Here is a 23957-nt window from a genome sequence, read left to right as displayed (position 1 = left end):
ATCACAAAAAGAAGCCAAGAAAAATTTTGGCTTCTTGTTCATATATTTTTATAGAACAGCTTGTCGTTCCAGCCTTAATTTTGTATGGCGTATCGAAAATAAAAGAGGAGTAGTGATAAAAGAACAAGTCCCCTAGACATTATCTGGGGGACTTGTTTCTTTGAGCGATTTTTATAGAAGAGGGTTAATGTAAAAACGATGGTTGTCAATTGGGATAATTTGAACAGGATTTTGGTAGAAGTCAGCTAGAACTTCCGGTGTGATAATATCGTTTTTTGGTCCTTGTGCCACGATTCTTCCCTGACGGAGTAGGAGAATGTGGTCCATTTTTTCAGTAATCTCTTCAGCGTGGTGGGTGACGTAAAGAACCAATGGAGCATGTGGAAGCGAGGTGATACGGTCAATCTGACGTAAGAGTTTTTCGCGGGCAAATAGGTCCAAGCCAACAGTCGCTTCGTCAAGGATAATGATGTCAGGATCTTCCATGAGACTGCGAGCAATCAAACAAATTTGTTTTTCTCCTTGAGACAGGCCATGGTATTTACGACCTATCAAATCTCCAGCACCAAGTGAGGTCAGCATGTCCTTGGCTTCTTGCAACTCCTTATCCCCATATGCCTTGTAGAGGATTGAGCTCTTGTATTTACCAGTAAGGACGATTTTTTCAGCAGTCATATGCTTAGGCAAACGCTCAGTGATGAAGGAGCTGACGATACCGATATGTTGACGAAGACCTGTGATGTCTCCATTCCCAAAGGTGTAGCCTAGTATCTCAGCCTTTCCCTCAGAAGGGAAGAATTCAGCTGTCAACAAACGTAGAAGGGTTGATTTTCCAGCACCGTTAAGTCCCAGGATAGCCCAGGTTTGTCCTTTTTCAACTGTCCAGTTAAGGTCAGACAAGAGTGTTTTTCCTTGTCGAGCCAAGCTGACATTTTCTAAGCGTATAAGTGACATAAGTCTCTCCTTCGATGATAAATTACTCTAATTATAGCATAAAATAGGAACCTATATTGGGAAATTGTGATATAATGGAAGTCAGAATTTTTTTAGAGGAGAAGAAAAAATGGAAGACTCCAGTGGTCAGTCCTTATTATTTCAATCTATTTTATTACTAATTTTAACCTTGCTTACGGCCTTTTTCTCAGCATCAGAGATGGCTTTAGTATCACTAAACCGTTCACGTGTGGAACAAAAGGCTGAAGAAGGCGACAAGAAATTTATTCGCCTGCTCAAGGTTCTTGAAAATCCAAATAACTTCTTATCAACCATTCAAGTTGGTATTACCTTTATCAGTCTCTTACAAGGGGCTAGTCTCTCCGCTTCGCTAGGTGCAGTGATAGCGACTTGGTTTGGTCATGCAGCCTGGGCTAAGACAGCAGGTAGCATGATTTCTTTGGTTGTCTTGACCTATATCTCTATCGTTTTTGGGGAACTTTATCCAAAACGTATCGCTATGAATCTCAAGGAAAATCTAGCCATCTACTCGGCACCTGTCATTATTGTTACAGGTAAGATTGTCAGTCCCTTTGTTTGGATTCTTTCGGCCTCAACCAATCTTTTGTCTCGTTTGACACCTATGACCTTTGATGATGCAGATGAGCAGATGACACGTGATGAGATTGAGTACATGTTGACCAAGAGTGAGGATACACTTGAGGCTGAAGAAATTGAAATGCTCCAAGGGGTATTCTCTCTTGATGAATTGATGGCGCGTGAGGTTATGGTCCCTCGTACAGATGCCTTCATGATTGATATTGAAGACAATACTCAAGAAAATATCCAAGCTATTCTCAAGGAAAGTTTCTCTCGTATTCCTGTTTACGAAGATGACAAGGATAAGATCATCGGTGTCATTCATACCAAAAACCTTCTTAAAGCAGGTTTCGAACTTGGTTTCGAAAATATCAAACTTCGTCGAATCATGAATGAACCACTCTTTGTTCCTGAGACTATCTTCGTAGATGATCTCTTGGCAGCCTTTCGTAACACCAATAATCAGATGGCTATCTTGCTTGATGAATACGGTGGCGTTGCTGGTCTTGTTACCTTCGAGGACCTTTTGGAAGAAATCGTTGGTGAGATTGACGACGAAACAGATAAATCTAGTGTGGAAGTTCGTGAAATTGGTGAGAATACCTATATTGTCGAGGGAGCTATGACTCTTAACGACTTCAATGAACATTTTGATACAGAACTTGAGAGTGATGATGTTGATACTATTGCAGGTTATTATTTGACAGGTGTGGGAGCCATTCCAACTCAAGAAGTCAAGGAACACTATTCAGTTATCAACAAGGACAAACACCTCGAATTTATCAATGATAAGGTTAAGGATGGTCGTGTAACCAAACTTAAGGTAATCATCACGGCAGCTCCAGAAGAGGCAGAAGAATAGTTTTCTACATGTTTTTATTAGAAAATATTGGAACTTAAAAGCGACTATTTACTAATTAGGCACTTTCTCTCATTATGAGTGAAAGTGCTTTTTCTTATCTATCTTGGAATATCAGCTTATCAAAATAATAAGATTAGAAAATGCCTATAAAGTACGTCATAAAGCCTCTTTCACCTATCAAAACTGCCAGACTTTGTCAGAAAAAGAACTATAATTTTGGAGATGTTCTAACATATTTTAGTGTATTGATAGATTTAGAATAAAAATAAATAAGATTTTAATTAAAACAGTCTTTTATTACTTTTTTATGGTAGAATATAAATTAACTGATAAATGAAAAAAGGAGAATCTTAATGGCTTCTAAAAAATCTATATATAGTGGCTTGCTTTTACTCACCCTTACCCTAGGAGCTTTTGTACCAGTAACTTCTTTTGCGGACGATGGTATTGCGACAAATGATGCTGTTCTTACACAACCAACGACAGATCGTGCAGTAACTGGTCCTTCAACAGCCCCAAGTGATGGAGACTTGGCTCGTAGCAATGATTCAAACACAGGTGCGGCAACGCCAACAACACCAACACCTACAGTTCCTGAAGTACCAGCTGAACCAACAACACCAGCAACTCCAGAAACACCTGCGACACCGGCTCCAACAGCTGATTCATCTACAAAACCAGCTGATAAACCAACTGAGAAACCAGCCGATAAGCCGGAAGACCCAGCTTCAGCAACTGATAAAGGGACAAGCGAAGCACCTCAAAACCCTGAAACTCCAGCAGTGAATGTTAATGGACAACCTGTTGTTACTGTAACACCGACAGCTCCAGTTATCACTGCAGCTGGCCAAACAATTGTGTCTACACAAAATAGCCAAATTGTTATCGCTAACACTGATGGTACAACAAGTGTTGTTGCTCCTGAAACAGTAGGATTCAAAGTGAACGCTGACGGTACATTGACTGGTAAAGATGCTAAAGGTAAGGAAGTTACACTTCCTAAGACTGGTGAAGCATCAACAGTAATCTTGACAATGGTAGGAACATTCTTCCTTGCTGCTGCAGCCTTTTTGGGGCTTAAGAAACGTGCCTAGTAATATAGATGATAAAAGACTGGATTTTTCCAGTTTTTTTGTTTTTCTTCTGGTATAGTATAGATATTCCTTAATTTCAGATGTATTATAGTATAACCTTTGCCTGAATTCAGGCAGATATGGAGCATGTTTCTGATAAAAGAGGTATAATAAAAACATGTAAAAAGCGTTTTCAAGGAGGCTGCCATGGCAGAAATTGATTACAGTCAGGTGACTGGACTTGTTCATTCAACCGAAAGTTTTGGATCCGTAGATGGTCCTGGTATCCGTTTTATTGTTTTCATGCAAGGCTGTAAGATGCGTTGCCAATATTGTCATAACCCAGATACTTGGGCTATGGAGTCAAATAAGGCTGTTGAACGTACAGTTGAAGATGTCTTAGATGAGGCTCTTCGTTTCCGTCATTTCTGGGGTGAGCATGGTGGTATCACTGTATCAGGTGGTGAGGCCATGCTTCAGATTGATTTTGTCACTGCCCTCTTTACAGAGGCTAAGAAGCTAGGGATTCATTGTACGCTTGATACTTGTGGGTTTGCTTACCGCAATACTCCTGAGTATCATGAAGTTGTTGACAAACTTTTGGCTGTTACTGACTTGGTCCTACTTGACATCAAAGAGATTGATCCTGAACAACACAAGTTTGTGACCCGTCAACCTAATAAAAATATTTTGGAATTTGCTCAATATCTGTCTGATAAACAAGTTCCAGTCTGGATTCGCCATGTTTTGGTACCTGGTTTGACAGACTTTGACGAACACTTGGTTAAGCTTGGTGAGTTTGTAAAAACCTTGAAAAATGTCGATAAATTTGAAATTCTTCCCTATCATACAATGGGTGAGTTCAAATGGCGTGAGCTCGGTATTCCATATCCTTTGGAAGGGGTCAAACCACCAACGGCAGATCGGGTTAAAAATGCCAAAGCTCTCATGCACACTGAAACGTATCAAGAGTATAAAAATCGTATCGGTGTTAAAACCTTGGATTGAAAAAGAAGCTCTTGACAAGAGCTTTTTAACTTTGCTATTATTTAGGGAGCAATAAAGAGTAGGTAAATTATGTTTCGTATTTTAAAATTTGATGATGACTTTGTTTATCTCAGTCATCCTGACGGGCGACTTAAGAAAATAGATCGCACGCTTTTTGATTTTGATATAAAATTAGGAGACCGTATAGATGTCTATCAGGATGGGGACTTGACAGTTGTTACTCCGGCAGAAGTCCAAACGGACTTGAGCCTAGAGGGAGACAAATCTGTTAAATCACACCTCTTGCAGGGGATTTTAGATCTTTTCCTTGAGACCCTTAATATTCACAATAATCATTTGGGTGACTTGAAGAAGATTTTCACACAGTTATTGATTACACTCTTCATGGCTTGGAGCTTGTTGGGAGTTATTCTGGTTGAGATTCTTCTCTTTGCAGAGTCAATTATTGTCTTCCTATGGAGACTCTTGGTTCGTCTTATTAAGTGGATGCATATTAAAGACAACACTAAGGTCTTGATTGATGAAACGCAAAAACGTCATGCTAAGCGTGAGCGTCAAAAAGCCCAAAGACGTGAGCAGGAAAGACGTCGTCAGGAAGAACTTGAAGAACGTGAATATCTTCGTGAAACAGAACGTCAAAAGGAACTCATGATTGTTGAAGCTAGCCTTAGTCAGGAAGCAGAACGTGAGAGCCTTTCAACTAGCCTTGCTTTGGAGCAAGCAGGTGCCTCAAGTCAATCTGCTAGTGAAGACTTGGCCGAAGAAAGCCAGTCAACTTCAGAGTCAGAAGTAATGTCTGAATCAGCAAAGTCAGAAAAATAGAACAGAAAAAAGAACTGAGATTAAGATCTCGGTTCTTTTTCATATGAGAAAAGCACCAGAGGTGCTTGTGAGAGGTGACTAAAGTGTTTTTTCAGAGTCACGAACAATGAGCAAGTCAACTTTTGCGTGACGGAGAATGTATTCAGAAGATGAACCAATAAGCAAGCGTTCAAAAGTATTGAGACCTGTGGCACCAACCATAATAAGGTCAACATTTTCCTTATCAGGGATATCAACAGCCAAGAGGCTCTTAGGATTACCGAACTCAATAACTTTGCGAATCTTGGTTAAACCAGCTTCTCTGGCTTGGCGTTCAAAGTCAGCCAAAACAGCTTTAGCTTCGTCTTCTAGTTTTTCATAGATGTAAGAGTCGAAAGTCGCAACGCTTTGAAGGGCGCGTGTATCGATAACGTGTACCAATAGTAACTGAGCATTATTACGTTTTGCAACGTGCACACCTTTAATAAAGGCCAGTTCTGATTCGTAAGAACCGTCGACAGCTACCATAATACGTTCATATTGTTGAGACATAAGCTCTACCTCCTATCTTTAGCTTTATTATACTCCTTTAATCTAAAAAATGAAAGCGTTGTTATAGATTTTCTGAAATCTTTTTTTGACTGCTTACTTTAGGACGCTCTTAGTAATGTGAAGATTTCAGTATTATCTAAAAATTGAAGATTGCTTGAAAAAGAGGTATAATACAATCTGTTATTAGCTTCGTAAGAAACATGATAATTAAAAAAGAGGAAGACAAGTCTTCAGAAATGATACCAAATGGCCAAGCCTAAAGTTGGTGTCAATAAAAGTGGAAATCCCCATCAGGTGTTGAATTTTCTTATTTTCTGCTAGATGTATCTACTTTTAGTATCTTTTGAAAGGATTAACTTATGAAAACATTTGATAAATCATCAAAGTTGGATCACGTTGCCTATGATATTCGTGGACCAGTTTTGGATGAAGCCAACCGTATGATTGCCAATGGTGAAAAGATTCTTCGTCTTAATACAGGAAATCCTGCGGAATTTGGCTTTACAGCACCGGATGAAGTCATTCGTGATTTAATTATGAATGTTCGTAACAGTGAAGGGTATTCGGATAGTAAGGGGATTTTCTCAGCTCGTAAGGCGATTATGCAGTATTGCCAGCTAAAGGGATTCCCAAATGTAGATATTGATGATATTTATATTGGTAATGGTGTCTCAGAAATGATTTCCATGTCTGTGCAGGCCTTGCTTGATGATGGAGATGAGGTCTTGGTCCCAATGCCAGACTATCCTCTTTGGACAGCTTGTGTCAGTCTAGCAGGCGGTAATGCCGTACACTATGTTTGTGATGAAAAATCTAACTGGTATCCAGATATTGATGATATCAAATCAAAAATTACGTCAAATACTAAGGCAATTGTAGTCATCAATCCTAATAATCCTACAGGTTCACTCTATCCTAAGGATGTCCTTGAACAGATTGTGGATATTGCTCGACAAAATGATTTGATTATCTTTGCGGATGAGATTTATGACCGCTTGGTTATGGATGGTAAAAAGCATACTGCGATTGCGAGCCTTGCACCAGATGTTTTCTGTGTGTCTATGAATGGTCTTTCTAAGTCTCACCGTATCTGTGGTTTCCGTGTAGGTTGGATGGTTCTCTCTGGACCTAAAAAGAATGTCAAAGGCTATATTGAAGGGCTTAATATGTTGGCCAACATGCGTCTCTGTGCCAACGTGCTCTCTCAGCACGTTATTCAGACTTCACTTGGTGGCTACCAATCCGTGGATGAACTCTTGATTCCTGGTGGTCGTATCTATGAACAACGTGAGTTTATCACGAATACCGTAAACGCTATTCCAGGACTATCAGCTGTTAAGCCAGATGCAGGGCTTTACATCTTCCCTAAGATTGACCGTAACATGTATGATATTGAAGATGATGAAGAATTCTGTCTTCGTCTCTTGAAGAAGGAGAAGGTTCTCCTAGTTCCAGGTAAAGGCTTTAACTGGAATGAACCAGATCACTTCCGTATTGTCTACCTTCCTCGTGTTGAAGAGTTGGCTGATCTCGGTAACAAAATCGAACGAGTCTTGTCATATTACAAGCGTTAATTTCTTAAAAAACTGGACAAAAAGGCTTGTCCAGTTTTTATTGTCTCTAAAAAGGGGATGTATTTGAGTAAAATCCGAACGTTTTTCCTAAAAATGCCATAATATACATAATATAATGAATAGTAAAATAATAAATAATTTTCAGACAATTGTTTGCAATTTCTGGGTTAAGTGTGCTATAATAGTAGGGCTAGTAGGTCTTGACGCAGAAGATTAGTACAAGGCTTGATATTATTATGATTACAATAGAAAGTGAAGACAATAAATATGGCAAATTTGCTGGCTAAAACACGTAAAATTACATCTATCTTGCAACGCTCAGTAGACAGCTTGGAAGGAGACCTTCCATACAACAACATGGCTGCTCAATTGGCGGATATCATTGATTGTAACGCTGCTATCGTTAATGGTGGTGGTGCTCTCCTTGGTTTTGCCATGAAGTACAAAACCAACAATGATCGTGTAGAAGAGTTTTTTGAAGCTAAACAACTTCCAGAAGAATACACACGTGGAATCAGCCGTGTTTATGACACTCAAGAAAACATTGGTATTGACAGTGACTTGACCATTTTCCCTGTGGAATCAAAAGATGACTTCCCAGATGGTTTGACTACAATTGCCCCTATCTATGGTGGTGGTATGCGTCTTGGTTCTTTCATCATTTGGCGTAACGACCATGATTTTGTGGATGAAGATCTTATCTTGGTTGAGATTGCCTCTACGGTAGTTGGGTTGCAGTTGTTAAACCTTCAAACAGAGAACTTGGAAGAAACGATTCGTAAACAAACAGCTATTAACATGGCTATTAATACCTTGTCTTACTCAGAAATCAAGGCAGTTTCAGCTATCTTGAACGAGTTGGACGGTTTGGAAGGTCGCTTGACAGCATCTGTTATTGCTGACCGTATCGGAATTACGCGTTCAGTTATCGTTAATGCCCTTCGTAAGTTGGAATCAGCTGGTATTATTGAGAGCCGTTCACTCGGTATGAAAGGGACTTATCTTAAAGTCCTTAACGAAGGTATCTACGACAAATTGAAAGAATACGAATAAGAAGAATACTGAAAGAGAGTGAGGTAGGAGGACCTGCCCCACTTTTTTAAAAGGAGAAAGTAGCATGACAAAGGCATTGATATCAATTGATTACTCTTATGATTTTGTGGCAGATGATGGGAAGTTGACGGCTGGTAAGCCTGCCCAAGCCATTGAAGATCGTATTGCTCAGGTAACTCAAGAAGCCTATGACAATGGGGATTATATTTTTGTTGCCATGGATCGACATGATGAAGGAGATACCTTCCATCCTGAGACTAAACTCTTTCCACCTCACAACATTGCAGGGACATCTGGGCGAGAACTTTATGGTAAGTTAGCTAGTGTATATGATACCATCAAGGACGACCATCGTGTCTTTTGGATGGACAAGCGACACTATTCAGCCTTTTCGGGAACGGATTTAGATATTCGTTTACGTGAGCGTCGTGTGACGACAGTTGTTTTGACGGGAGTTTTAACAGATATTTGTGTGTTACATACGGCTATTGATGCTTATAATTTGGGCTATGATATCGAGGTGGTAGAGAGTGCAACAGCCTCCTTGACGCCTGAAGCTCATGACTTTGCTATTGGACATTTTAAAAATGTTCTTGGAGCAACAATTGTGGAGTAAGAGTTAGTTCTTACTCTTTTTTTGATAATTGTAATAATGAGGAGTGGTTTGGGAGTCAGCTCTTATCGAATGTGGGAATCTGCCCTACTCTCAATTTTTTTGTCTAAAATCATAGGATAGTATCAGTTTTCCGTAGTTTACTATAAGAAAACGATTACAGGCTATTGTATACTATTACCATATTAAGTCGAAAGATATAGGAGGTAGAATAATGACTAAAAAATTAACTTTTCCTGACGGATTTTTGTGGGGTGGTGCGACAGCAGCTAACCAATGTGAAGGTGCCTATGATGCTGATGGGCGTGGTTTAGCCAATGTTGATGTGGTGCCAATTGGTGAGGATCGCCTTTCGATTATCACTGGACGTCGCAAGATGTTTGATTTTGAGGATGGTTATTTTTATCCGGCCAAGGAAAGTATCGATATGTACCACCGTTACAAGGAAGATATTGCTCTCTTTGGTGAAATGGGCTTTAAGACTTATCGTCTTTCTATTGCTTGGTCACGTATTTTTCCTAAGGGTGATGAGGCTGAGCCAAATGAAGCTGGGCTTGCCTTTTACGAGGACCTCTTCAAGGAATGTCACAAGCATGGCATTGAACCTTTGGTGACGATCACACACTTTGATTGTCCAATGCACTTGATTACCGAGTATGGAGGATGGCGTAATCGTAAGATGCTTGGCTTCTATGAAAATCTTTGCCGTACCCTTTTCACACGCTTTAAAGGTTTGGTTAAGTACTGGCTCACTTTCAATGAAATCAACATGATTCTTCATGCCCCATTTATGGGAGCAGGACTCTGCTTTGAAGAGGGTGAGAATGAGGAGCAGGTTAAATATCAGGCTGCTCACCATGAGTTGGTAGCCTCAGCTATGGTGACGAAATTGGCTCATGAGATTGACCCTGAAAATAAGGTCGGTTGTATGTTGGCAGCAGGTCAATATTATCCAAATACAGCCCATCCACGTGACTACTGGGCAGCTATTCAAGAAGACCGTAGTAGCTATTTCTTTACTGATGTTCAAGCTCGTGGAGAGTATCCAAATTATGCTAAGAAACAGTGGGAACGTGATGGCATTGAGCTTGAGATGACGGAAGAAGATTTGGCCCTTCTTAAAGAGCATACTGTTGATTTTATTTCCTTCTCTTACTATGCAAGTCGTGTGGCTTCAGGTGATCCAGAAGTTAATGAAGAGACTGCTGGAAATATCTTTGCCTCTATTAAAAATCCCTATTTGGAAGCTTCAGAGTGGGGCTGGCAAATTGACCCACTAGGCCTTCGTATTACCCTCAATGCTATTTGGGATCGTTACCAAAAACCGATGTTTATCGTTGAAAATGGGCTTGGTGCTGTGGATACGCCAGATGAAAATGGCTATGTTGAAGACGATTATCGTATCGACTACTTGGCAGCCCACATCAAGGCTATGCGTGATGCTATTAATGAAGATGGTGTAGAGCTTTGGGGCTACACAACCTGGGGCTGTATCGACCTTGTTTCTGCTGGAACTGGTGAAATGAAGAAACGTTATGGCTTCATCTATGTGGACCGAGATAACGATGGTAATGGTAGTCTTAAACGCTCTAAGAAGAAATCATTTAACTGGTACAAAGAAGTTATCGCAAGTAACGGTGCCTCTGTAGAATAGGGTGTGAGTTCTCGACTAATGACATCTATGGCAAAGGTGGCGAGCAAGAGAATCTACAAGATCTGATTGATGCTCTTGGGGCAGGTGACTTCATCCAACTTCGGGGTCATGCGGATTTGCGTGATGTCTACCCACAGTATGAACTTTATGTCACCGCCTCTCAGTGGGAGACCTTTGGCTTGACTCTGATGGAAGCGGTGGGAGCAGGTCTAGCCTTGGTTGGTTTTGACGCCCGTTATGGCAATCCAACTTTCATCAAAGATGGTAAAAACGGCTTTCTGGTTCCTTATAGCGAAACTATGGATGAGAACCTACTTGTTTCTCAGATGGCAGACAAAATTGTATTTGCCTTAGAAAGTGATCTTGAGTCTATGCACCAAGTCTCATATGACCTGGCAAAACAGTATTTGAAACCAGAAATCCTAGAGGCTTGGAGAAAGCTCTTGATAGCCATACGATAAGTGTTTTGAAAAAGCTCTATCTCTGTAAACTGTAGTGACAAAAAAGTTACTACAGTTTTTTTATCCTCCAAGCAAAATAGGCCTAATTATGGTAAAATAGAACGTATTGAAAAATCATCATTTCACGAAAGGAAGCAAGATGAAAATTACGCAAGAAGAGGTAACCCACGTTGCCAATCTTTCAAAATTGAAATTCTCTCCAGAAGAGACAGCTGAGTTTGCGACAACCTTGTCTAAAATTGTCGACATGGTGGAATTGTTGGAAGAAGTGGACACAACCGGTGTGGCCCCAACAACGACTATGGCTGATCGTAAGACCGTATTGCGTCCGGATGTTGCTGAAAAAGGGACAGACCGTGACCGCTTGTTTAAAAATGTACCTGAAAAAGATAGCTATTACATTAAGGTACCAGCTATCCTAGAAGATGGAGGAGATGCCTAATGTCATTCAACCATAAAACCATTGAAGAGTTACACGACCTCCTTGTCTCTAAGGAAATTTCAGCAACCGAATTGACCCAAGCGACACTTGAGGATATCAAGGCGCGTGAAGAAGCAGTCAATGCCTTTGTGACGGTGGCTGAAGAAGCAGCACTTGCCCAAGCTAAGGCTATTGACGAAAAAGGAATCGATAAAGATAACCTCCTGTCAGGGATTCCACTCGCTGTCAAAGACAATATCTCAACAGATGGTATCTTGACGACTGCGGCATCAAAAATGCTCTACAACTACGAGCCTATCTTTGATGCGACAGCTGTTGCCAATGCAAAAGCCAAAGATATGATTGTCATCGGTAAGACCAACATGGATGAATTTGCTATGGGTGGATCTGGTGAAACATCTTACTATGGGGCGACTAAAAATGCTTGGGACCACAGCAAGGTGCCTGGTGGATCTTCTAGTGGTTCAGCAGCTTCTGTCGCTTCAGGGCAAGTTCGTTTGTCTCTTGGTTCTGATACCGGTGGTTCTATCCGCCAACCAGCTGCCTTCAACGGGATTGTTGGTCTCAAACCAACTTATGGAACTGTTTCACGTTTCGGTCTTATTGCCTTTGGTAGCTCACTTGACCAAATTGGTACCTTCTCACAAACCGTTAAGGAAAATGCCCAATTGCTCAATGTCATTGCCAGTGAAGATGCCAAAGATTCAACTTCAGCGCCAGTACGCGTAGCCGATTTTACTTCTAAGATTGGTCAAGACATCAAGGGCATGAAGATTGCCCTTCCTAAGGAATACCTCGGTGAAGGAATTGACCCAGAAGTCAAAGAAACTATCCTTAATGCGGCGAAGCACTTTGAGAAATTGGGAGCAACTGTCGAAGAAGTCAGCCTGCCTCATTCTAAATACGGGGTTGCCGTTTATTACATCATTGCTTCATCTGAAGCTTCATCAAACTTGCAACGTTTCGATGGTATTCGTTATGGTTTCCGTGCGGAAGATGCCAAGAATTTGGATGACATCTATGTGAACACTCGTAGCCAAGGCTTTGGTGATGAAGTCAAACGCCGTATCATGCTTGGAACCTTTAGTTTGTCATCTGGTTACTACGATGCTTACTACAAGAAAGCTGGTCAAGTCCGTAGTCTTATTATCCAAGATTTTGAAAAAGTCTTTGCGGATTACGACCTCATCCTTGGTCCAACAGCTCCAAGCGTGGCCTTTGATTTGGATTCGCTTAACCATGATCCGGTTGCCATGTACTTGGCGGACTTGTTGACCATTCCAGTTAACTTGGCAGGTCTTCCAGGGATTTCGATTCCTGCTGGTTTTGCGCAAGGACTTCCAGTTGGTTTGCAGTTGATTGGTCCTAAGTATTCGGAAGAAACCATCTACCAAGCTGCAGCTGCTTTTGAAGCAACAACGGACTATCACAAGCAACAACCCCTTATTTTCGGAGGTGACAATTAATGAACTTTGAAACAGTCATCGGACTTGAAGTCCACGTTGAATTGAATACAAACTCAAAAATTTTCTCACCAACCTCTGCTCATTTTGGGAACGAGCAAAATGCCAATACCAATGTGATTGACTGGTCTTTCCCAGGGGTGCTTCCTGTCTTGAACAAGGGTGTTGTGGACGCTGGTATCAAGGCTGCTTTGGCCCTGAATATGGATATTCATCAGCACATGCACTTTGACCGTAAGAACTATTTCTACCCTGATAATCCAAAGGCCTACCAGATTTCGCAATTTGACGAACCAATCGGTTACAACGGTTGGATTGAAGTGCAATTGGAAGATGGCTCAACTAAGAAAATCGGGATTGAACGTGCCCACTTGGAAGAAGATGCCGGTAAGAACACCCACGGAACAGACGGTTTCTCTTATGTAGACCTCAACCGTCAAGGGGTTCCATTGATCGAGATTGTATCTGAAGCAGATATGCGTTCTCCGGAAGAAGCCTATGCTTATTTGACAGCTTTGAAAGAAGTCATCCAATACACAGGTATTTCTGACGTCAAGATGGAAGAAGGATCGATGCGGGTCGATGCCAACATTTCCCTTCGCCCCTACGGTCAAGAGGAATTTGGTACCAAGACGGAGTTGAAGAACTTGAACTCTTTCTCAAACGTGCGTAAAGGTCTTGAATACGAAGTGGAGCGTCAAGCAAAAATTTTGCGTTCAGGTGGTGTCATTCGTCAAGAAACACGCCGTTATGATGAGGCCAACAAGAGCACTATCCTTATGCGTGTCAAAGAAGGGGCAGCGGATTACCGTTACTTCCCAGAACCAGACCTACCATTATTTGAAATCTCAGATGACTGGATTGAGGAAATGCGTACATCATTGCCTGAGTTTCCAAAAGACCGCCGTGCTCGCTATGTGGCAGAGCTTGGCTTGTCTGACTATGATGCCAACCAATTGACAGCTACTAAGGTCACATCTGACTTCTTTGAAGCAGCCGTAGCCCTTGGCGGAGACGCTAAACAAGTGTCTAACTGGCTCCAAGGTGAAGTCGCTCAATTCTTGAACGCAGAAGGTAAAACGCTTGAAGAAATCAAGTTGACACCAGAAAACTTGGTAGAAATGATTGCCATCATCGAAGATGGAACCATCTCTTCTAAGATTGCTAAGAAAGTCTTCGTTCATTTGGCGAAAAACGGTGGAGGTGCGCGTGAATACGTCGAAAAAGCTGGATTGGTACAGATTTCAGACCCTGAAGTCTTGATCCCAATCATCCACCAAGTCTTTGCAGACAATGAAGTAGCCGTAGCCGACTTCAAGTCAGGTAAACGTAACGCTGACAAGGCCTTCACAGGCTTCCTCATGAAAGCAACCAAAGGTCAAGCCAACCCACAAGTAGCCCTCAAGTTACTTGCCCAAGAATTGGCGAAGTTGAAAGAAGAATAATAGATAAAGAACCAGCCGAAAGGTTGGTTTTTTATCTGCAATATTTGTGTTAGACTAGTTGGGAACATTAAAAAAAGAGTTTAGGAGCAACCCCATGAACAAATTCTTAAGAGTCCTATTTATCCTCGTCATTCTCGCCATGACTGGTGCTATTATTTTTCAGCTGTTCTTCCCAACTTATATGGGAAGTCATTCGGGGTACGGTATTTCAGTTGGCTGGCAGAGGGAGATTGGTATCTGGAATGTGGCAGTCCTTGTCATCCTGATTTCCGTTAATCTCAAATACGATTGGTTTTATTTGAGAGCTGTACTGATAGCTTTGATTATTGGAGGCCTCGGGATTGGGACTAATCATTTCCTTAGCTATTTTCAACATCATCACTCAGTCAACGCCATAGGTGCACTTGAAAATTATCTTTTAGTCCTTGGCTGGGTTGTAGGTTGGTGGCTAGAGGTGTCTCGAATCAAAAAGAAATAACACAAATAAAGTTGAGATTAGGGAAGTATCTTATGGGGTGCTTCCCTAATCTCTTTTGTCCAGTTTTTCCTTGACAAGTAAAAAGAAAACGTTTACAATTTGATGTATAATGTTTCCTGAAAAGAAAACCAAAAATTGTGAAAACAAGGAGATCATCATATGGCTACTATGAAAGCAGCTCGCTGGCATGCAGCGAAAGACGTTCGTATCGAAGAAGTGGAAGTACCTGAAGTACAGCCTCATCAAGTAAAAGTGGCAGTCAAGTTCACAGGAATCTGTGGTACAGATTTGCATGAATATTTGGATGGACCAATCTTCATTCCAACAGAAGAACATGTGTATTCTGGTCAAAAAGCACCGGTTACTTTGGGACATGAATTCTCTGGTGAGATTGTAGAAGTCGGAAGTAATGTGACTCGTGTCAAAGTTGGCGATCGTGTAACCATCGAACCAATTCTTGCAGAGCACAACTTGATTGGCGATTATAACCTTGATCCAAACTTGAACTTCGTCGGCCTCGCTGCAGATGGTGGTTTTGCGAAATACTGTGTCCTTGATGGTGATCTTGTCCATGTGATTCCAGATAGCTTGAGCTATGAACAAGCTGCTCTTACAGAACCTGCTGCTGTAGCTGTGTATGCAGTCCGTCAATCTGCTTTGAAAGCTGGGGATACAGCTGTTATCTTTGGCTTGGGTCCAATTGGTCTTTTGATCGTTGAAGCCCTTCGTGCAGCAGGCGCATCAAAAATCTATGCGGTTGAATTGTCTCCTGAACGTCAAGCGAAAGCAGAAGAATTGGGAGCAATTGTTGTTCGCCCAGAAGAAGGGGAAACAGTCGTAGAGGCTATCCATCGTTTGACAGGAGGTGGAGCAGATGTTTCTTACGAAGTTACTGGGGTTCCGGTTGTTTTAGGCCAAGCCCTTGCAGCTGTTCATAAAGCTGGGGAATGTATGGTCGTATCTATCTGGGAACGTGAAGCCAGCATCAATCCAAATGAATTCGCCATCCAAGAAAAATCTCTCAAAGGAATTATTGCCTACCGTCACATCTTCCCTAAAGTTTTGGAATTGATGGAACAAGGCTACTTCCCTGCTGATAAATTGGTTACTAAGAAAATTAAATTGGAGAATATCGTTGAAGAAGGATTTGTTGAATTGACCCAAGATAAATCTCAAATTAAGATCTTAGTTGAACCAGAATAAGCTTATAAAGGTCGAATGAATAGATAAAGGTCGAAACCGTTTTGTTTCGACCTTTTTGTGTTACAATAACAGAAACAAATAGATTTGGGAGGCGACTATGTCAAAGACGCTAAAAGGTAGTCTGATGGTCATAACTGCAGGAATTGCCTGGGGATTTTCAGGAGTTTCTGGTCAATACCTAATGGCTCATGGTGTTAATGTCAATCTTTTGACGAGTTTACGTTTGCTTCTGTCTGGTATTTTACTAACGGCTTCGGTCTTTTTTAGGCAGCGAGACAAATTAGTACAAGCTATTAAAGATAGAAAAACCTTAGTAAGTATCGCCTTATTTGCTCTCTTTGGTCTGGTACTAAATCAGTACGCCTATCTTAGTGCTATTCAATACACTAATGCTGGGACAGCGACGGTCTTGCAGTATGTCACCCCAGTTATCATCCTGGCTTTTGTATGTGCAAAATATCGTAGGTTCCCAACAGCAGCAGAGCTAGTGGCGATTATCATGGCTATTGTGGGAACCTTTACCATCGCAACGCATGGTCAGATAAGGGAGCTGGCGATTACACCTCTGGGCTTGTTCTGGGGTCTCTTTTCGGCGGTGACCTATGCACTTTATATCTTACTGCCTGCTAAGGCTATTGAAAAATGGGGTAGTTTGATTGTCATTGGTTTAGGCCTGTTGCTCGGTGGTTTAATCTTTCCGATTGTTATCCAAGCCTGGAAGTATAAGCTTCCTTTGACTGGCGGAAATCTCTTAGCGCTTTTTGGTTTGGTCTTCATTGGGACAGTCTTTGCCTACACTGTTTTCCTTAAGGGGACGATCATGGTTGGAGCTGTCAAAGGGAGTCTCTTGGCTTCGGTAGAACCCGTAGCATCGGTCATTTTGACCGTATTAATTATGGGGGACCGCTTCTTTGCCATTGATGTGGTTGGGATGATTTTAATTGTTCTTGCTGTTATCATCATATCGCTTAAGAATTTAGTTGCCCTTAAAAAACAAGAAAAAATTCAAAGATAAGAATGGAGCCTGAGTGATTGTGGCTCTTTTCTTTATTGTTCTGTAAAGGATGTTCTTAAAAAATAGGACTTAAGTCCCACACATAAACCTTAAAAATATGGTAGAATAAGAGGTAAACTAACATTTTGGAGAGAAAATGACTATAGACGATTATAGGCCCCATTTTATGGTGGAGGCTGTTTATGATTTGAAACCTGACCAACTACGTGAACACGGTATTCGTGCCGTCTTGGTCGATTTGGACAATACCTTGATTGCTTGGAACAACCCTGATGGGACTCCTGAGCTACGTGCTTGGTTGGATGAGATGACAGAGGCTGATATTCCGGTAGTTGTGGTCTCTAACAATAAATATGAACGTGTTGAACGTGCGGTTGCCAATTTCCATGTGGATTTCGTGAGTCGTGCCATGAAGCCTTTCACTAAAGGCATTAATGAAGCGATTGAGCGTTACCACTTTAATCGAGATGAGGTCGTTATGGTGGGAGACCAGCTAATGACTGACATCAGAGCTAGCCACAGAGCTGGAATTCGCTCGATTTTGGTCAAGCCTTTGGTGAAATCAGATGCTTGGGTAACCAAGTTTAACCGTTGGCGTGAACGTCGCATGTGGAAAAAGATTGAAAAAGCATATGGTCCAATGACCTTCAACAAAGGAATTTAATGGAAGAATTATTTTGTATTGGGTGTGGAGCCCAAATTCAAACAGAAGATAAAGAAAAAGCAGGTTTCACACCTGCTAGCTCTATTAAAAAGGCCGAAGAAACAGGTGAGTTATACTGCCAACGCTGTTTCCGTCTTCGTCATTACAATGAGATTGTGGATGTCCACATCACAGATGATGAATTTTTAAAATTGCTTCATGAAGTTGGTGATAGTGATGCCCTCGTTGTCAATGTCGTTGATATTTTTGATTTTAATGGATCAATCATACCAGGCTTATCACGCTTTGTTTCGGGTAATGATGTGCTCTTGGTTGGAAATAAAAAGGATATCCTACCTAAATCAGTAAAAGATGGTAAGGTAACCCAATGGTTGACAGAACGTGCCCACGAAGAAGGGATGCGTCCCGTGGATGTCATGTTGACGTCTGCCCAAAATCACCACGCCATTAAAGAGTTGATTCAGCGTATTGAAAAACTCCGTAAGAGTCGTGATGTTTATGTTGTCGGTGTGACGAATGTTGGTAAATCAACCTTAATCAATGCCATCATCAAAGAAATTACTGGTGATAAAGATGTTATTACAACCTCTCGTTTTCCAGGAACGACCCTTGATAAGATTGAAATCCCATTGGATGACGGTAGCTATATTTTTGATACACCAGGAATTATTCACCGACACCAGATGGCACACTATCTGTCAGCGAAGGATCTCAAGTACGTTAGTCCTAAGAAGGAAATTAAGCCAAAAACTTACCAGTTAAATGCAGGACAAAGCTTATTCCTAGGCGGTCTTGGACGTTTTGACTTTATTGATGGGAATAAGCAAGGTTTTACAGCCTTCTTTGATAATAACTTGAAGCTACATCGTACCAAACTTGAAGGCGCAGATGCCTTCTATGATAAGCATGTTGGAAGTCTTCTCATGCCTCCTGGACCAAAGGAATTGGCTGATTTTCCAAAACTTGTTCGTCATGAATTTACTGTTAAAGATAAGACAGACATTGTCTTCTCAGGATTAGGATGGATCCGTGTCCAAGGAAAAGCTGACCAACCAACCATCGTTGCTGCTTGGGCACCAGAAGGTGTTGGCGTTGCCGTACGAAAAGCGATTATTTAAACTTAATTAAGTAGTTAAAAGGAATAAACATGTCATTAACATCAAAACAACGTGCCTTCCTCAAATCGGAAGCACACACACTTAAACCTATTGTACAAATCGGGAAAAACGGTCTTAACGACCATATCAAAACTAGCGTTCGCAACGCCCTTGATGCCCGTGAATTGATCAAAGTAACCCTACTCCAAAACACTATGGAAGATATTCATGAGGTTGCTGAAATCTTGGAAGAAGAAATTGGCTGTGATACAGTTCTTAAGATTGGACGTATCTTGATTCTCTATAAAGAGTCAGCTAAAAAAGAAAATCGTAAGTTGTCACCAAAGGTCAAAGCTATCCAAAAATAGTTGCTGACTTTGCTTGGTGAAGGATAAACTAAGGTATAGGAACACTTTTGAAGCATCAGCTAGCCTTAAGTCAGTTGTATAATGCTTGAAAAAGAGGAGGCGTACATGGCACTGGATCTCGTAACCCCATTTACAAAGGTTCAACTAGAAGAAGAAATCAAAGATACTGGCCGTAAGCAGGTGGGAATTTTAGGTGGAAATTTCAACCCTGTTCACAATGCTCACTTGGTTGTTGCGGACCAGGTGCGTCAGCAGTTAGGTCTCGATGAAGTTCTTCTCATGCCTGAATATGAGCCACCTCATGTCGATAAAAAAGAGACTATTGATGAAAAACACCGCCTTAATATGCTTATGTTGGCTATTAACGGCATTGAAGGATTGGACATCGAAACCATCGAGTTGGAACGTAAGGGAATCAGCTATACTTATGACACCATGAAGCTTTTGACAGAGGCCAATCCTGATACGGATTATTACTTTATTATTGGAGCGGATATGGTCGAATACCTACCAAAATGGCATCGTATTGATGAACTAATTGAGATGGTCCAATTTGTTGGTGTTCAGCGTCCTAAGTATAAGGCTGGAACCTCATATCCCGTTATCTGGGTGGATGTGCCCCTTATGGATATTAGTTCGAGTATAGTCAGAGCCTACATTAAGAAGGATCGTACACCTAACTTTATGGTGCCCCAGTCTGTACTTGCCTACATCAAGAAAGCGGGGCTCTATAAATGACCTATGAAAAATATCTAGACTATTCTCGTGAAGAACTCCTTGAAAAAGTTCGAGCGGTCATGAGTCCTAAACGCTTCAATCATGTTTTGGGTGTTGAGCGAGCTGCTGTTGCTCTTGCTGAAAAGTATGGTTACGATACTGAAAAAGCTGGTTTGGCTGGCCTCCTTCATGATTATGCCAAGGAGCTTCCGGATCAGGAATTCTTAGAGCTAATCGATAAGTATGAGCTCGACCCTGAATTGAAAAAATGGGGAAATAATGTCTGGCATGGTATGGTCGGGATTTACAAAATTCAAGAAGATTTGGGTTTAACTGATTCTGAGATTCTACGCAGTATTGAAATCCATACCGTCGGAAGCCATGACATGTCGACCCTAGACAAGATTGTCTATGTGGCTGATTATATTGAGCATAACCGTAATTTCCCTTTGGTAGAGGAAGCTAGACAAGTAGCTGAGCAATCCTTGGATAAGGCAGTTGCTTTTGAAACCGTCCATACGGTAGAACACTTGGCCCACCAGGCCTTGCCGATTTTCCCACAAACCTTGGAAACCTATAATGCTTTTGTGCATTACTTAAAAGAGGATTAGTAAGTGAAAACAGCTTTTATTATTATTGATGTACAAAATATCTTAGTGGAAACAGGTTTTGAAACACAAAAGCTGTTAGAGAAAATCTCTTATTTACAAGATCAGGCTAGAAAACAGCAGATTGAAATTATCTATATTCAGCATATTGAAACGGAAGAGGCTCTAACCTCGGAAGATTGGAAATTATCGCCACTATTAAAGAGACAGTCTGATGAAAAGGTTTTTCAGAAGCGATACAATAGCATGTTTAAAGAGACTGGATTAAAGGAATACTTGGATCAACAAGGAATTGAGAAACTAGTCTTATGCGGTATGCAGACGGAGTATTGTGTTGATACATCCGTTAAAGTTGCTTTCGAACATGGCTACAAGTTAGTCGTTCCCGAAGGTACTGTTACAACCTTTGATGGAGACGACATTCCAGCAGAAACGATTAATGAATTTTACGAGAACATTTGGGATGAACGTTTTGCAGATGTCTTAGATTACAAAACGATTTTTTAATGAAAGAGGATTAAATGAAAGAAGAATTACTTGAATTGGTTGTCAAAGCTGCTGATGAAAAGCGAGCTGAAGACATTGTTGCCCTTGATTTGTACGGCCTTACAAGTCTAACAGATTACTTTGTTATTTTGAGTGCAATGAACAGCCGTCAGTTGGAAGCTATTGCCGACAACATCCGTGAGAAAGTGAAAGAAGCTGGCCTTGATGCTAGTCACATGGAAGGTGACAACAAGGGTGGTTGGATTCTTTTGGATCTTAACGATGTTGTTGTTCACATCTTTACAGAAGATGAACGTGCACACTATAACCTCGAAAAACTCTGGCATGAAGCACCAATGGTGGATGTGTCAGCTTATTTGGCATAAGAAATTGGACTCAGTTGGCGACAACTGGGTTTTGTTGCTTAAACTAAAGATTTAATAGGAAGGATAGAGTCTTGTGTTTGGTTGGTTTGTTAACTGAACACGAGCTAAAAGCTGTGAGAAAAAGAAAAACTTCCTTTGTATCTAGCGATATGACAGAATGTTTCCTATTTTTTTGCTTTTAACGCTCTTTGTATCTTAGAAAGGATTTGAACCCGTCCTGTAATCGTCGGAAAATAGATAGTTCTATGTCAAATAATCAATATTAAAATTTATTATTTGGCGCAGTAGCTGATTGGACTCTTCATTCGCTTTTTAAGCTCGGAAGAGTACCTAATCAGCCTTGCGGGGGTGAGACAACGAACGATTTTAAAAAAAAACTCGTTCTGTCTCACTCCCCCTAATTTTCATTCCGATTACGGACGGACTTGGTATCATCATTATGGCTACTTATGAAACTTTTGCGGCGGTCTACGACGCTGTTATGGATGATAGTCTTTACGATTTGTGGACGGATTTTTCGCTTCGTCATTTGCCAAAGACTAAGGATAAAAAGAAATTGCTTGAATTGGCTTGTGGAACTGGGATTCAATCTGTACGTTTTTCTCAAGCTGGTTTTGATGTGACTGGACTCGATTTGAGTGCTGATATGTTGAAAATTGCTGAGAAGCGAGCAGCTTCTGCCAAACAGAAAATTGACTTTATTGAAGGCAACATGTTGGATTTATCGAAAGCAGGCAAGTATGACTTTGTGACCTGCTACTCAGATTCAATCTGCTATATGCAGGACGAAGTAGAGGTTGGGGATGTCTTCAAGGAGGTTTACAATGCCCTTAATGAGGATGGCGTCTTCATTTTTGATGTGCACTCAACCTATCAGACGGATGAGGTTTTTCCTGGCTATTCCTACCATGAAAATGCAGAAGACTTTGCTATGCTTTGGGATACCTATGAGGATGCGGCACCGCATTCTATTGTTCATGAATTGACCTTCTTTGTCCAAGAGGAAGATGGAAGCTTTAGCCGACATGATGAGGTCCATGAGGAGCGTACCTATGAGGTCTTGACTTATGATATCTTGTTGGAGCAAGCTGGCTTCAAATCCTTCAAACTTTACGCTGATTTCGAGGATAAGGAACCGACTGAAACTAGTGCACGTTGGTTCTTTGTGGCGCAAAAATAAGAGCTATGACAGTTACAGGTATTATTGCTGAGTTCAATCCTTTTCATAACGGCCACAAGTATCTCTTGGATCAGGCTGAAGGCGTAAAAATCGTTGCCATGTCTGGGAACTTTGTTCAGCGAGGCGAGCCAGCTATTGTGGATAAGTGGACTAGAGCTCAGATGGCTTTGGAAAATGGGGCTGACCTCGTGGTTGAGTTGCCTTTCTTTACGGCAGTTCAGTCTGCTGATTATTTTGCGGTTGGAGCCGTCGATATCTTGTCCCGACTGGGAATTGATTGCCTTACTTTTGGTACGGAAGAAGTCCTAGACTACCAGGCGATAGCAGATGTCTATGCTGAAAAGTCCGAGGAAATGGAAGCTTTTGTGGAAAGTTTGCCTAGTGATTTGTCTTATCCACAGAAGACGCAAAAAATGTGGGAAAAGTTTGCTAGTGTGGACTTTACTGGCAATACCCCCAACCATATTCTAGGATTAGCCTATGCCAAAGCTTGTGCTGGTAGGGGCATTAAGTTGACTCCTATCCAGAGACAAGGGGCTGGCTATCATTCCTCAGACAAGAAAGTATCTTTCGCCTCAGCGACCAGTCTACGTCTCCACAAGCAAGATAGTGATTTTGTGGATAAGTTCATGCCCAATAGCAAACTTTTTCAGACTTCTCCACAGGTCTCTTGGGATAATTATTTCCAATTGCTGGTTTATCAGATTCTTACAAATCCCGATTTGACTAGTGTTTTCCAGGTAAATGAAGAGATTGCCAGTCGTTTAAAAGCTGCTATTCGTGAGGTTTCTTCTGTGGAGGAATTGGTGGATAAGGTAGCAACCAAACGCTATACAAAAGCACGTGTACGTCGTCTTTTGACCTATATTCTGGTTGGAGCTGTGGAAAAGCCTTTGCCTGAATCCATTCATGTGCTTGGATTTTCTCAAAAAGGGCAGGCTCATCTCAAATCTGTGAAAAAGTCTGTGGATATAGTGGCTCGGATTGGAAGGGAGCCTTGGGACATGCTTACGCAGCAAGCGGATAATGTTTATCAATTAGGTAACCCCGAGCTTTGCGAACAAAACTTTGGACGTGTACCGATTAGAGTAAAATAGTTTTATAGAAGGTCTACCTCTGGTATGCTTTTTAAATCTTTTTCGAATGATAAATTGCAAGAATAAGTGCAACATTTACTCGAACTCATCCTCTAGAGCTTCACAAGCAGTTCTGTAAGCTAAA

25 protein-coding genes and 1 pseudogene are annotated in these 23957 nt (G+C 41.2%); 24 read left to right on the top strand and 2 right to left on the bottom strand.

Going from position 1 to position 23957, the window contains the following annotated elements; genetic code table 11:
• Positions 1-171: 171 nt before the first annotated feature.
• Entirely contained in the window at positions 172-954 is a 783-nt protein-coding gene (locus tag H7T93_RS05055) for an ABC transporter ATP-binding protein (RefSeq protein ID WP_175057281.1), read from the bottom strand.
• 109 nt (positions 955-1063) lie between these two features.
• Between H7T93_RS05055 and H7T93_RS05050 the strand changes: the two genes are divergently transcribed.
• The 4 genes from H7T93_RS05050 (at position 1064) to H7T93_RS05035 (ending at position 5298) form a co-directional block, all read left to right on the top strand.
• The gene (locus H7T93_RS05050) at positions 1064-2395 is read left to right on the top strand and encodes a hemolysin family protein (protein WP_014632682.1); all 1332 of its coding nucleotides are present in this window, start codon (positions 1064-1066) and stop codon (positions 2393-2395) included.
• A gap of 353 nt (positions 2396-2748) precedes the next feature.
• Positions 2749-3489 (top strand): LPXTG cell wall anchor domain-containing protein, encoded by a 741-nt coding sequence (locus tag H7T93_RS05045; RefSeq protein ID WP_201041647.1) that lies wholly within the window; start codon positions 2749-2751, stop codon positions 3487-3489.
• A gap of 186 nt (positions 3490-3675) precedes the next feature.
• The gene (gene pflA / locus H7T93_RS05040; protein WP_021143691.1) at positions 3676-4476 is read left to right on the top strand and encodes a pyruvate formate-lyase-activating protein; all 801 of its coding nucleotides are present in this window, start codon (positions 3676-3678) and stop codon (positions 4474-4476) included.
• Between the two features lie 69 nt (positions 4477-4545).
• Positions 4546-5298, top strand: coding sequence for a hypothetical protein (locus H7T93_RS05035; protein ID WP_014634961.1), 753 nt, complete (start codon positions 4546-4548; stop codon positions 5296-5298).
• Positions 5299-5376: 78 nt separating this feature from the next.
• Here the strand turns inward: H7T93_RS05035 and H7T93_RS05030 are convergent, their stop codons facing one another.
• The gene (locus H7T93_RS05030; RefSeq protein ID WP_002884397.1) at positions 5377-5829 is read right to left on the bottom strand and encodes a universal stress protein; all 453 of its coding nucleotides are present in this window, start codon (positions 5827-5829) and stop codon (positions 5377-5379) included.
• A 359-nt stretch (positions 5830-6188) separates the two neighbouring features.
• Here H7T93_RS05030 and H7T93_RS05025 point away from each other — a divergent pair, with 359 nt between their 5' ends.
• The 20 genes and pseudogenes from H7T93_RS05025 to H7T93_RS04930 all read left to right on the top strand — a co-directional run bounded on the left by H7T93_RS05025 (position 6189) and on the right by H7T93_RS04930 (position 23833).
• On the top strand, positions 6189-7403 hold the full coding sequence (locus H7T93_RS05025; RefSeq protein ID WP_195519952.1) for a pyridoxal phosphate-dependent aminotransferase: 1215 nt from the start codon (positions 6189-6191) through the stop codon (positions 7401-7403).
• Positions 7404-7670: 267 nt separating this feature from the next.
• A complete protein-coding gene (gene codY / locus H7T93_RS05020; protein WP_002884784.1) occupies positions 7671-8456 on the top strand; it encodes a GTP-sensing pleiotropic transcriptional regulator CodY in 786 nt (261 codons plus the stop codon).
• A 64-nt stretch (positions 8457-8520) separates the two neighbouring features.
• Positions 8521-9072 (top strand): cysteine hydrolase family protein, encoded by a 552-nt coding sequence (locus H7T93_RS05015; protein ID WP_049546024.1) that lies wholly within the window; start codon positions 8521-8523, stop codon positions 9070-9072.
• A gap of 211 nt (positions 9073-9283) precedes the next feature.
• Entirely contained in the window at positions 9284-10723 is a 1440-nt protein-coding gene (locus tag H7T93_RS05010) for a 6-phospho-beta-glucosidase (RefSeq protein WP_049546025.1), read from the top strand.
• 20 nt (positions 10724-10743) lie between these two features.
• Positions 10744-11184: pseudogene (locus tag H7T93_RS05005) on the top strand (glycosyltransferase); the annotation flags it as partial.
• Between the two features lie 139 nt (positions 11185-11323).
• The gene (gene gatC / locus H7T93_RS05000) at positions 11324-11626 is read left to right on the top strand and encodes an Asp-tRNA(Asn)/Glu-tRNA(Gln) amidotransferase subunit GatC (protein WP_183137315.1); all 303 of its coding nucleotides are present in this window, start codon (positions 11324-11326) and stop codon (positions 11624-11626) included.
• Positions 11626-13092, top strand: coding sequence for an Asp-tRNA(Asn)/Glu-tRNA(Gln) amidotransferase subunit GatA (gene gatA / locus H7T93_RS04995; RefSeq protein ID WP_183137314.1), 1467 nt, complete (start codon positions 11626-11628; stop codon positions 13090-13092). The genes gatC and gatA overlap by 1 nt, the downstream gene beginning before the upstream one ends.
• Entirely contained in the window at positions 13092-14534 is a 1443-nt protein-coding gene (gatB, locus tag H7T93_RS04990; protein ID WP_201041646.1) for an Asp-tRNA(Asn)/Glu-tRNA(Gln) amidotransferase subunit GatB, read from the top strand. The genes gatA and gatB overlap by 1 nt, the downstream gene beginning before the upstream one ends.
• A gap of 94 nt (positions 14535-14628) precedes the next feature.
• Complete coding sequence (locus tag H7T93_RS04985; protein WP_201041645.1) at positions 14629-15012, top strand: hypothetical protein; 384 nt, start codon at positions 14629-14631, stop codon at positions 15010-15012.
• A gap of 159 nt (positions 15013-15171) precedes the next feature.
• Entirely contained in the window at positions 15172-16215 is a 1044-nt protein-coding gene (locus H7T93_RS04980; protein WP_060971912.1) for a 2,3-butanediol dehydrogenase, read from the top strand.
• Between the two features lie 97 nt (positions 16216-16312).
• Positions 16313-17230 carry a DMT family transporter gene (locus H7T93_RS04975; RefSeq protein WP_155213405.1) on the top strand — a complete coding sequence of 306 codons (918 nt, stop codon included), beginning with the start codon at positions 16313-16315 and terminating at the stop codon, positions 17228-17230.
• Positions 17231-17366: 136 nt separating this feature from the next.
• The gene (locus tag H7T93_RS04970) at positions 17367-17894 is read left to right on the top strand and encodes a YqeG family HAD IIIA-type phosphatase (RefSeq protein WP_002891674.1); all 528 of its coding nucleotides are present in this window, start codon (positions 17367-17369) and stop codon (positions 17892-17894) included.
• On the top strand, positions 17894-19012 hold the full coding sequence (gene yqeH / locus H7T93_RS04965) for a ribosome biogenesis GTPase YqeH (RefSeq protein WP_201041644.1): 1119 nt from the start codon (positions 17894-17896) through the stop codon (positions 19010-19012). The genes H7T93_RS04970 and yqeH overlap by 1 nt, the downstream gene beginning before the upstream one ends.
• A gap of 29 nt (positions 19013-19041) precedes the next feature.
• Positions 19042-19359 (top strand): ribosome assembly RNA-binding protein YhbY, encoded by a 318-nt coding sequence (gene yhbY / locus H7T93_RS04960; RefSeq protein WP_002884193.1) that lies wholly within the window; start codon positions 19042-19044, stop codon positions 19357-19359.
• A 105-nt stretch (positions 19360-19464) separates the two neighbouring features.
• A complete protein-coding gene (locus tag H7T93_RS04955; RefSeq protein WP_073689585.1) occupies positions 19465-20097 on the top strand; it encodes a nicotinate-nucleotide adenylyltransferase in 633 nt (210 codons plus the stop codon).
• Positions 20094-20687: a bis(5'-nucleosyl)-tetraphosphatase (symmetrical) YqeK gene (gene yqeK, locus H7T93_RS04950; RefSeq protein ID WP_073689584.1), complete on the top strand. Its 594-nt coding sequence runs from the start codon at positions 20094-20096 to the stop codon at positions 20685-20687. The genes H7T93_RS04955 and yqeK overlap by 4 nt, the downstream gene beginning before the upstream one ends.
• A gap of 3 nt (positions 20688-20690) precedes the next feature.
• Complete coding sequence (locus tag H7T93_RS04945) at positions 20691-21191, top strand: cysteine hydrolase family protein (protein WP_004183286.1); 501 nt, start codon at positions 20691-20693, stop codon at positions 21189-21191.
• Between the two features lie 14 nt (positions 21192-21205).
• Positions 21206-21556 carry a ribosome silencing factor gene (gene rsfS / locus H7T93_RS04940; protein ID WP_002891669.1) on the top strand — a complete coding sequence of 117 codons (351 nt, stop codon included), beginning with the start codon at positions 21206-21208 and terminating at the stop codon, positions 21554-21556.
• A gap of 439 nt (positions 21557-21995) precedes the next feature.
• Positions 21996-22736 (top strand): class I SAM-dependent DNA methyltransferase, encoded by a 741-nt coding sequence (locus tag H7T93_RS04935; RefSeq protein WP_048790347.1) that lies wholly within the window; start codon positions 21996-21998, stop codon positions 22734-22736.
• Between the two features lie 5 nt (positions 22737-22741).
• Entirely contained in the window at positions 22742-23833 is a 1092-nt protein-coding gene (locus H7T93_RS04930; RefSeq protein WP_175057753.1) for a nucleotidyltransferase, read from the top strand.
• The last annotated feature ends 124 nt before the right edge of the window (positions 23834-23957 follow it).

Origin of the sequence: Streptococcus sp. 9.1, assembly GCF_016648815.1 — a bacterium.
Lineage (GTDB): Bacteria > Bacillota > Bacilli > Lactobacillales > Streptococcaceae > Streptococcus > Streptococcus salivarius_E.
The sequence above is the reverse complement of the archived record's forward strand: the minus strand, read 5'-3'. Positions and strand labels throughout refer to the sequence as shown.

Bases quoted from the DNA above. Each gene is read 5' to 3' on its own strand.
- H7T93_RS05055 (WP_175057281.1), bottom strand. From the start codon at position 954: ATGTCACTTATACGCTTAGAAAATGTCAGCTTGGCTCGACAAGGAAAA.
- H7T93_RS05050 (WP_014632682.1), top strand. From the start codon at position 1,064: ATGGAAGACTCCAGTGGTCAGTCCTTATTATTTCAATCTATTTTATTA.
- H7T93_RS05045 (WP_201041647.1), top strand. From the start codon at position 2,749: ATGGCTTCTAAAAAATCTATATATAGTGGCTTGCTTTTACTCACCCTT.
- pflA (WP_021143691.1), top strand. From the start codon at position 3,676: ATGGCAGAAATTGATTACAGTCAGGTGACTGGACTTGTTCATTCAACC.
- H7T93_RS05035 (WP_014634961.1), top strand. From the start codon at position 4,546: ATGTTTCGTATTTTAAAATTTGATGATGACTTTGTTTATCTCAGTCAT.
- H7T93_RS05030 (WP_002884397.1), bottom strand. From the start codon at position 5,829: ATGTCTCAACAATATGAACGTATTATGGTAGCTGTCGACGGTTCTTAC.
- H7T93_RS05025 (WP_195519952.1), top strand. From the start codon at position 6,189: ATGAAAACATTTGATAAATCATCAAAGTTGGATCACGTTGCCTATGAT.
- codY (WP_002884784.1), top strand. From the start codon at position 7,671: ATGGCAAATTTGCTGGCTAAAACACGTAAAATTACATCTATCTTGCAA.
- H7T93_RS05015 (WP_049546024.1), top strand. From the start codon at position 8,521: ATGACAAAGGCATTGATATCAATTGATTACTCTTATGATTTTGTGGCA.
- H7T93_RS05010 (WP_049546025.1), top strand. From the start codon at position 9,284: ATGACTAAAAAATTAACTTTTCCTGACGGATTTTTGTGGGGTGGTGCG.
- gatC (WP_183137315.1), top strand. From the start codon at position 11,324: ATGAAAATTACGCAAGAAGAGGTAACCCACGTTGCCAATCTTTCAAAA.
- gatA (WP_183137314.1), top strand. From the start codon at position 11,626: ATGTCATTCAACCATAAAACCATTGAAGAGTTACACGACCTCCTTGTC.
- gatB (WP_201041646.1), top strand. From the start codon at position 13,092: ATGAACTTTGAAACAGTCATCGGACTTGAAGTCCACGTTGAATTGAAT.
- H7T93_RS04985 (WP_201041645.1), top strand. From the start codon at position 14,629: ATGAACAAATTCTTAAGAGTCCTATTTATCCTCGTCATTCTCGCCATG.
- H7T93_RS04980 (WP_060971912.1), top strand. From the start codon at position 15,172: ATGGCTACTATGAAAGCAGCTCGCTGGCATGCAGCGAAAGACGTTCGT.
- H7T93_RS04975 (WP_155213405.1), top strand. From the start codon at position 16,313: ATGTCAAAGACGCTAAAAGGTAGTCTGATGGTCATAACTGCAGGAATT.
- H7T93_RS04970 (WP_002891674.1), top strand. From the start codon at position 17,367: ATGACTATAGACGATTATAGGCCCCATTTTATGGTGGAGGCTGTTTAT.
- yqeH (WP_201041644.1), top strand. From the start codon at position 17,894: ATGGAAGAATTATTTTGTATTGGGTGTGGAGCCCAAATTCAAACAGAA.
- yhbY (WP_002884193.1), top strand. From the start codon at position 19,042: ATGTCATTAACATCAAAACAACGTGCCTTCCTCAAATCGGAAGCACAC.
- H7T93_RS04955 (WP_073689585.1), top strand. From the start codon at position 19,465: ATGGCACTGGATCTCGTAACCCCATTTACAAAGGTTCAACTAGAAGAA.
- yqeK (WP_073689584.1), top strand. From the start codon at position 20,094: ATGACCTATGAAAAATATCTAGACTATTCTCGTGAAGAACTCCTTGAA.
- rsfS (WP_002891669.1), top strand. From the start codon at position 21,206: ATGAAAGAAGAATTACTTGAATTGGTTGTCAAAGCTGCTGATGAAAAG.
- H7T93_RS04935 (WP_048790347.1), top strand. From the start codon at position 21,996: ATGGCTACTTATGAAACTTTTGCGGCGGTCTACGACGCTGTTATGGAT.
- H7T93_RS04930 (WP_175057753.1), top strand. From the start codon at position 22,742: ATGACAGTTACAGGTATTATTGCTGAGTTCAATCCTTTTCATAACGGC.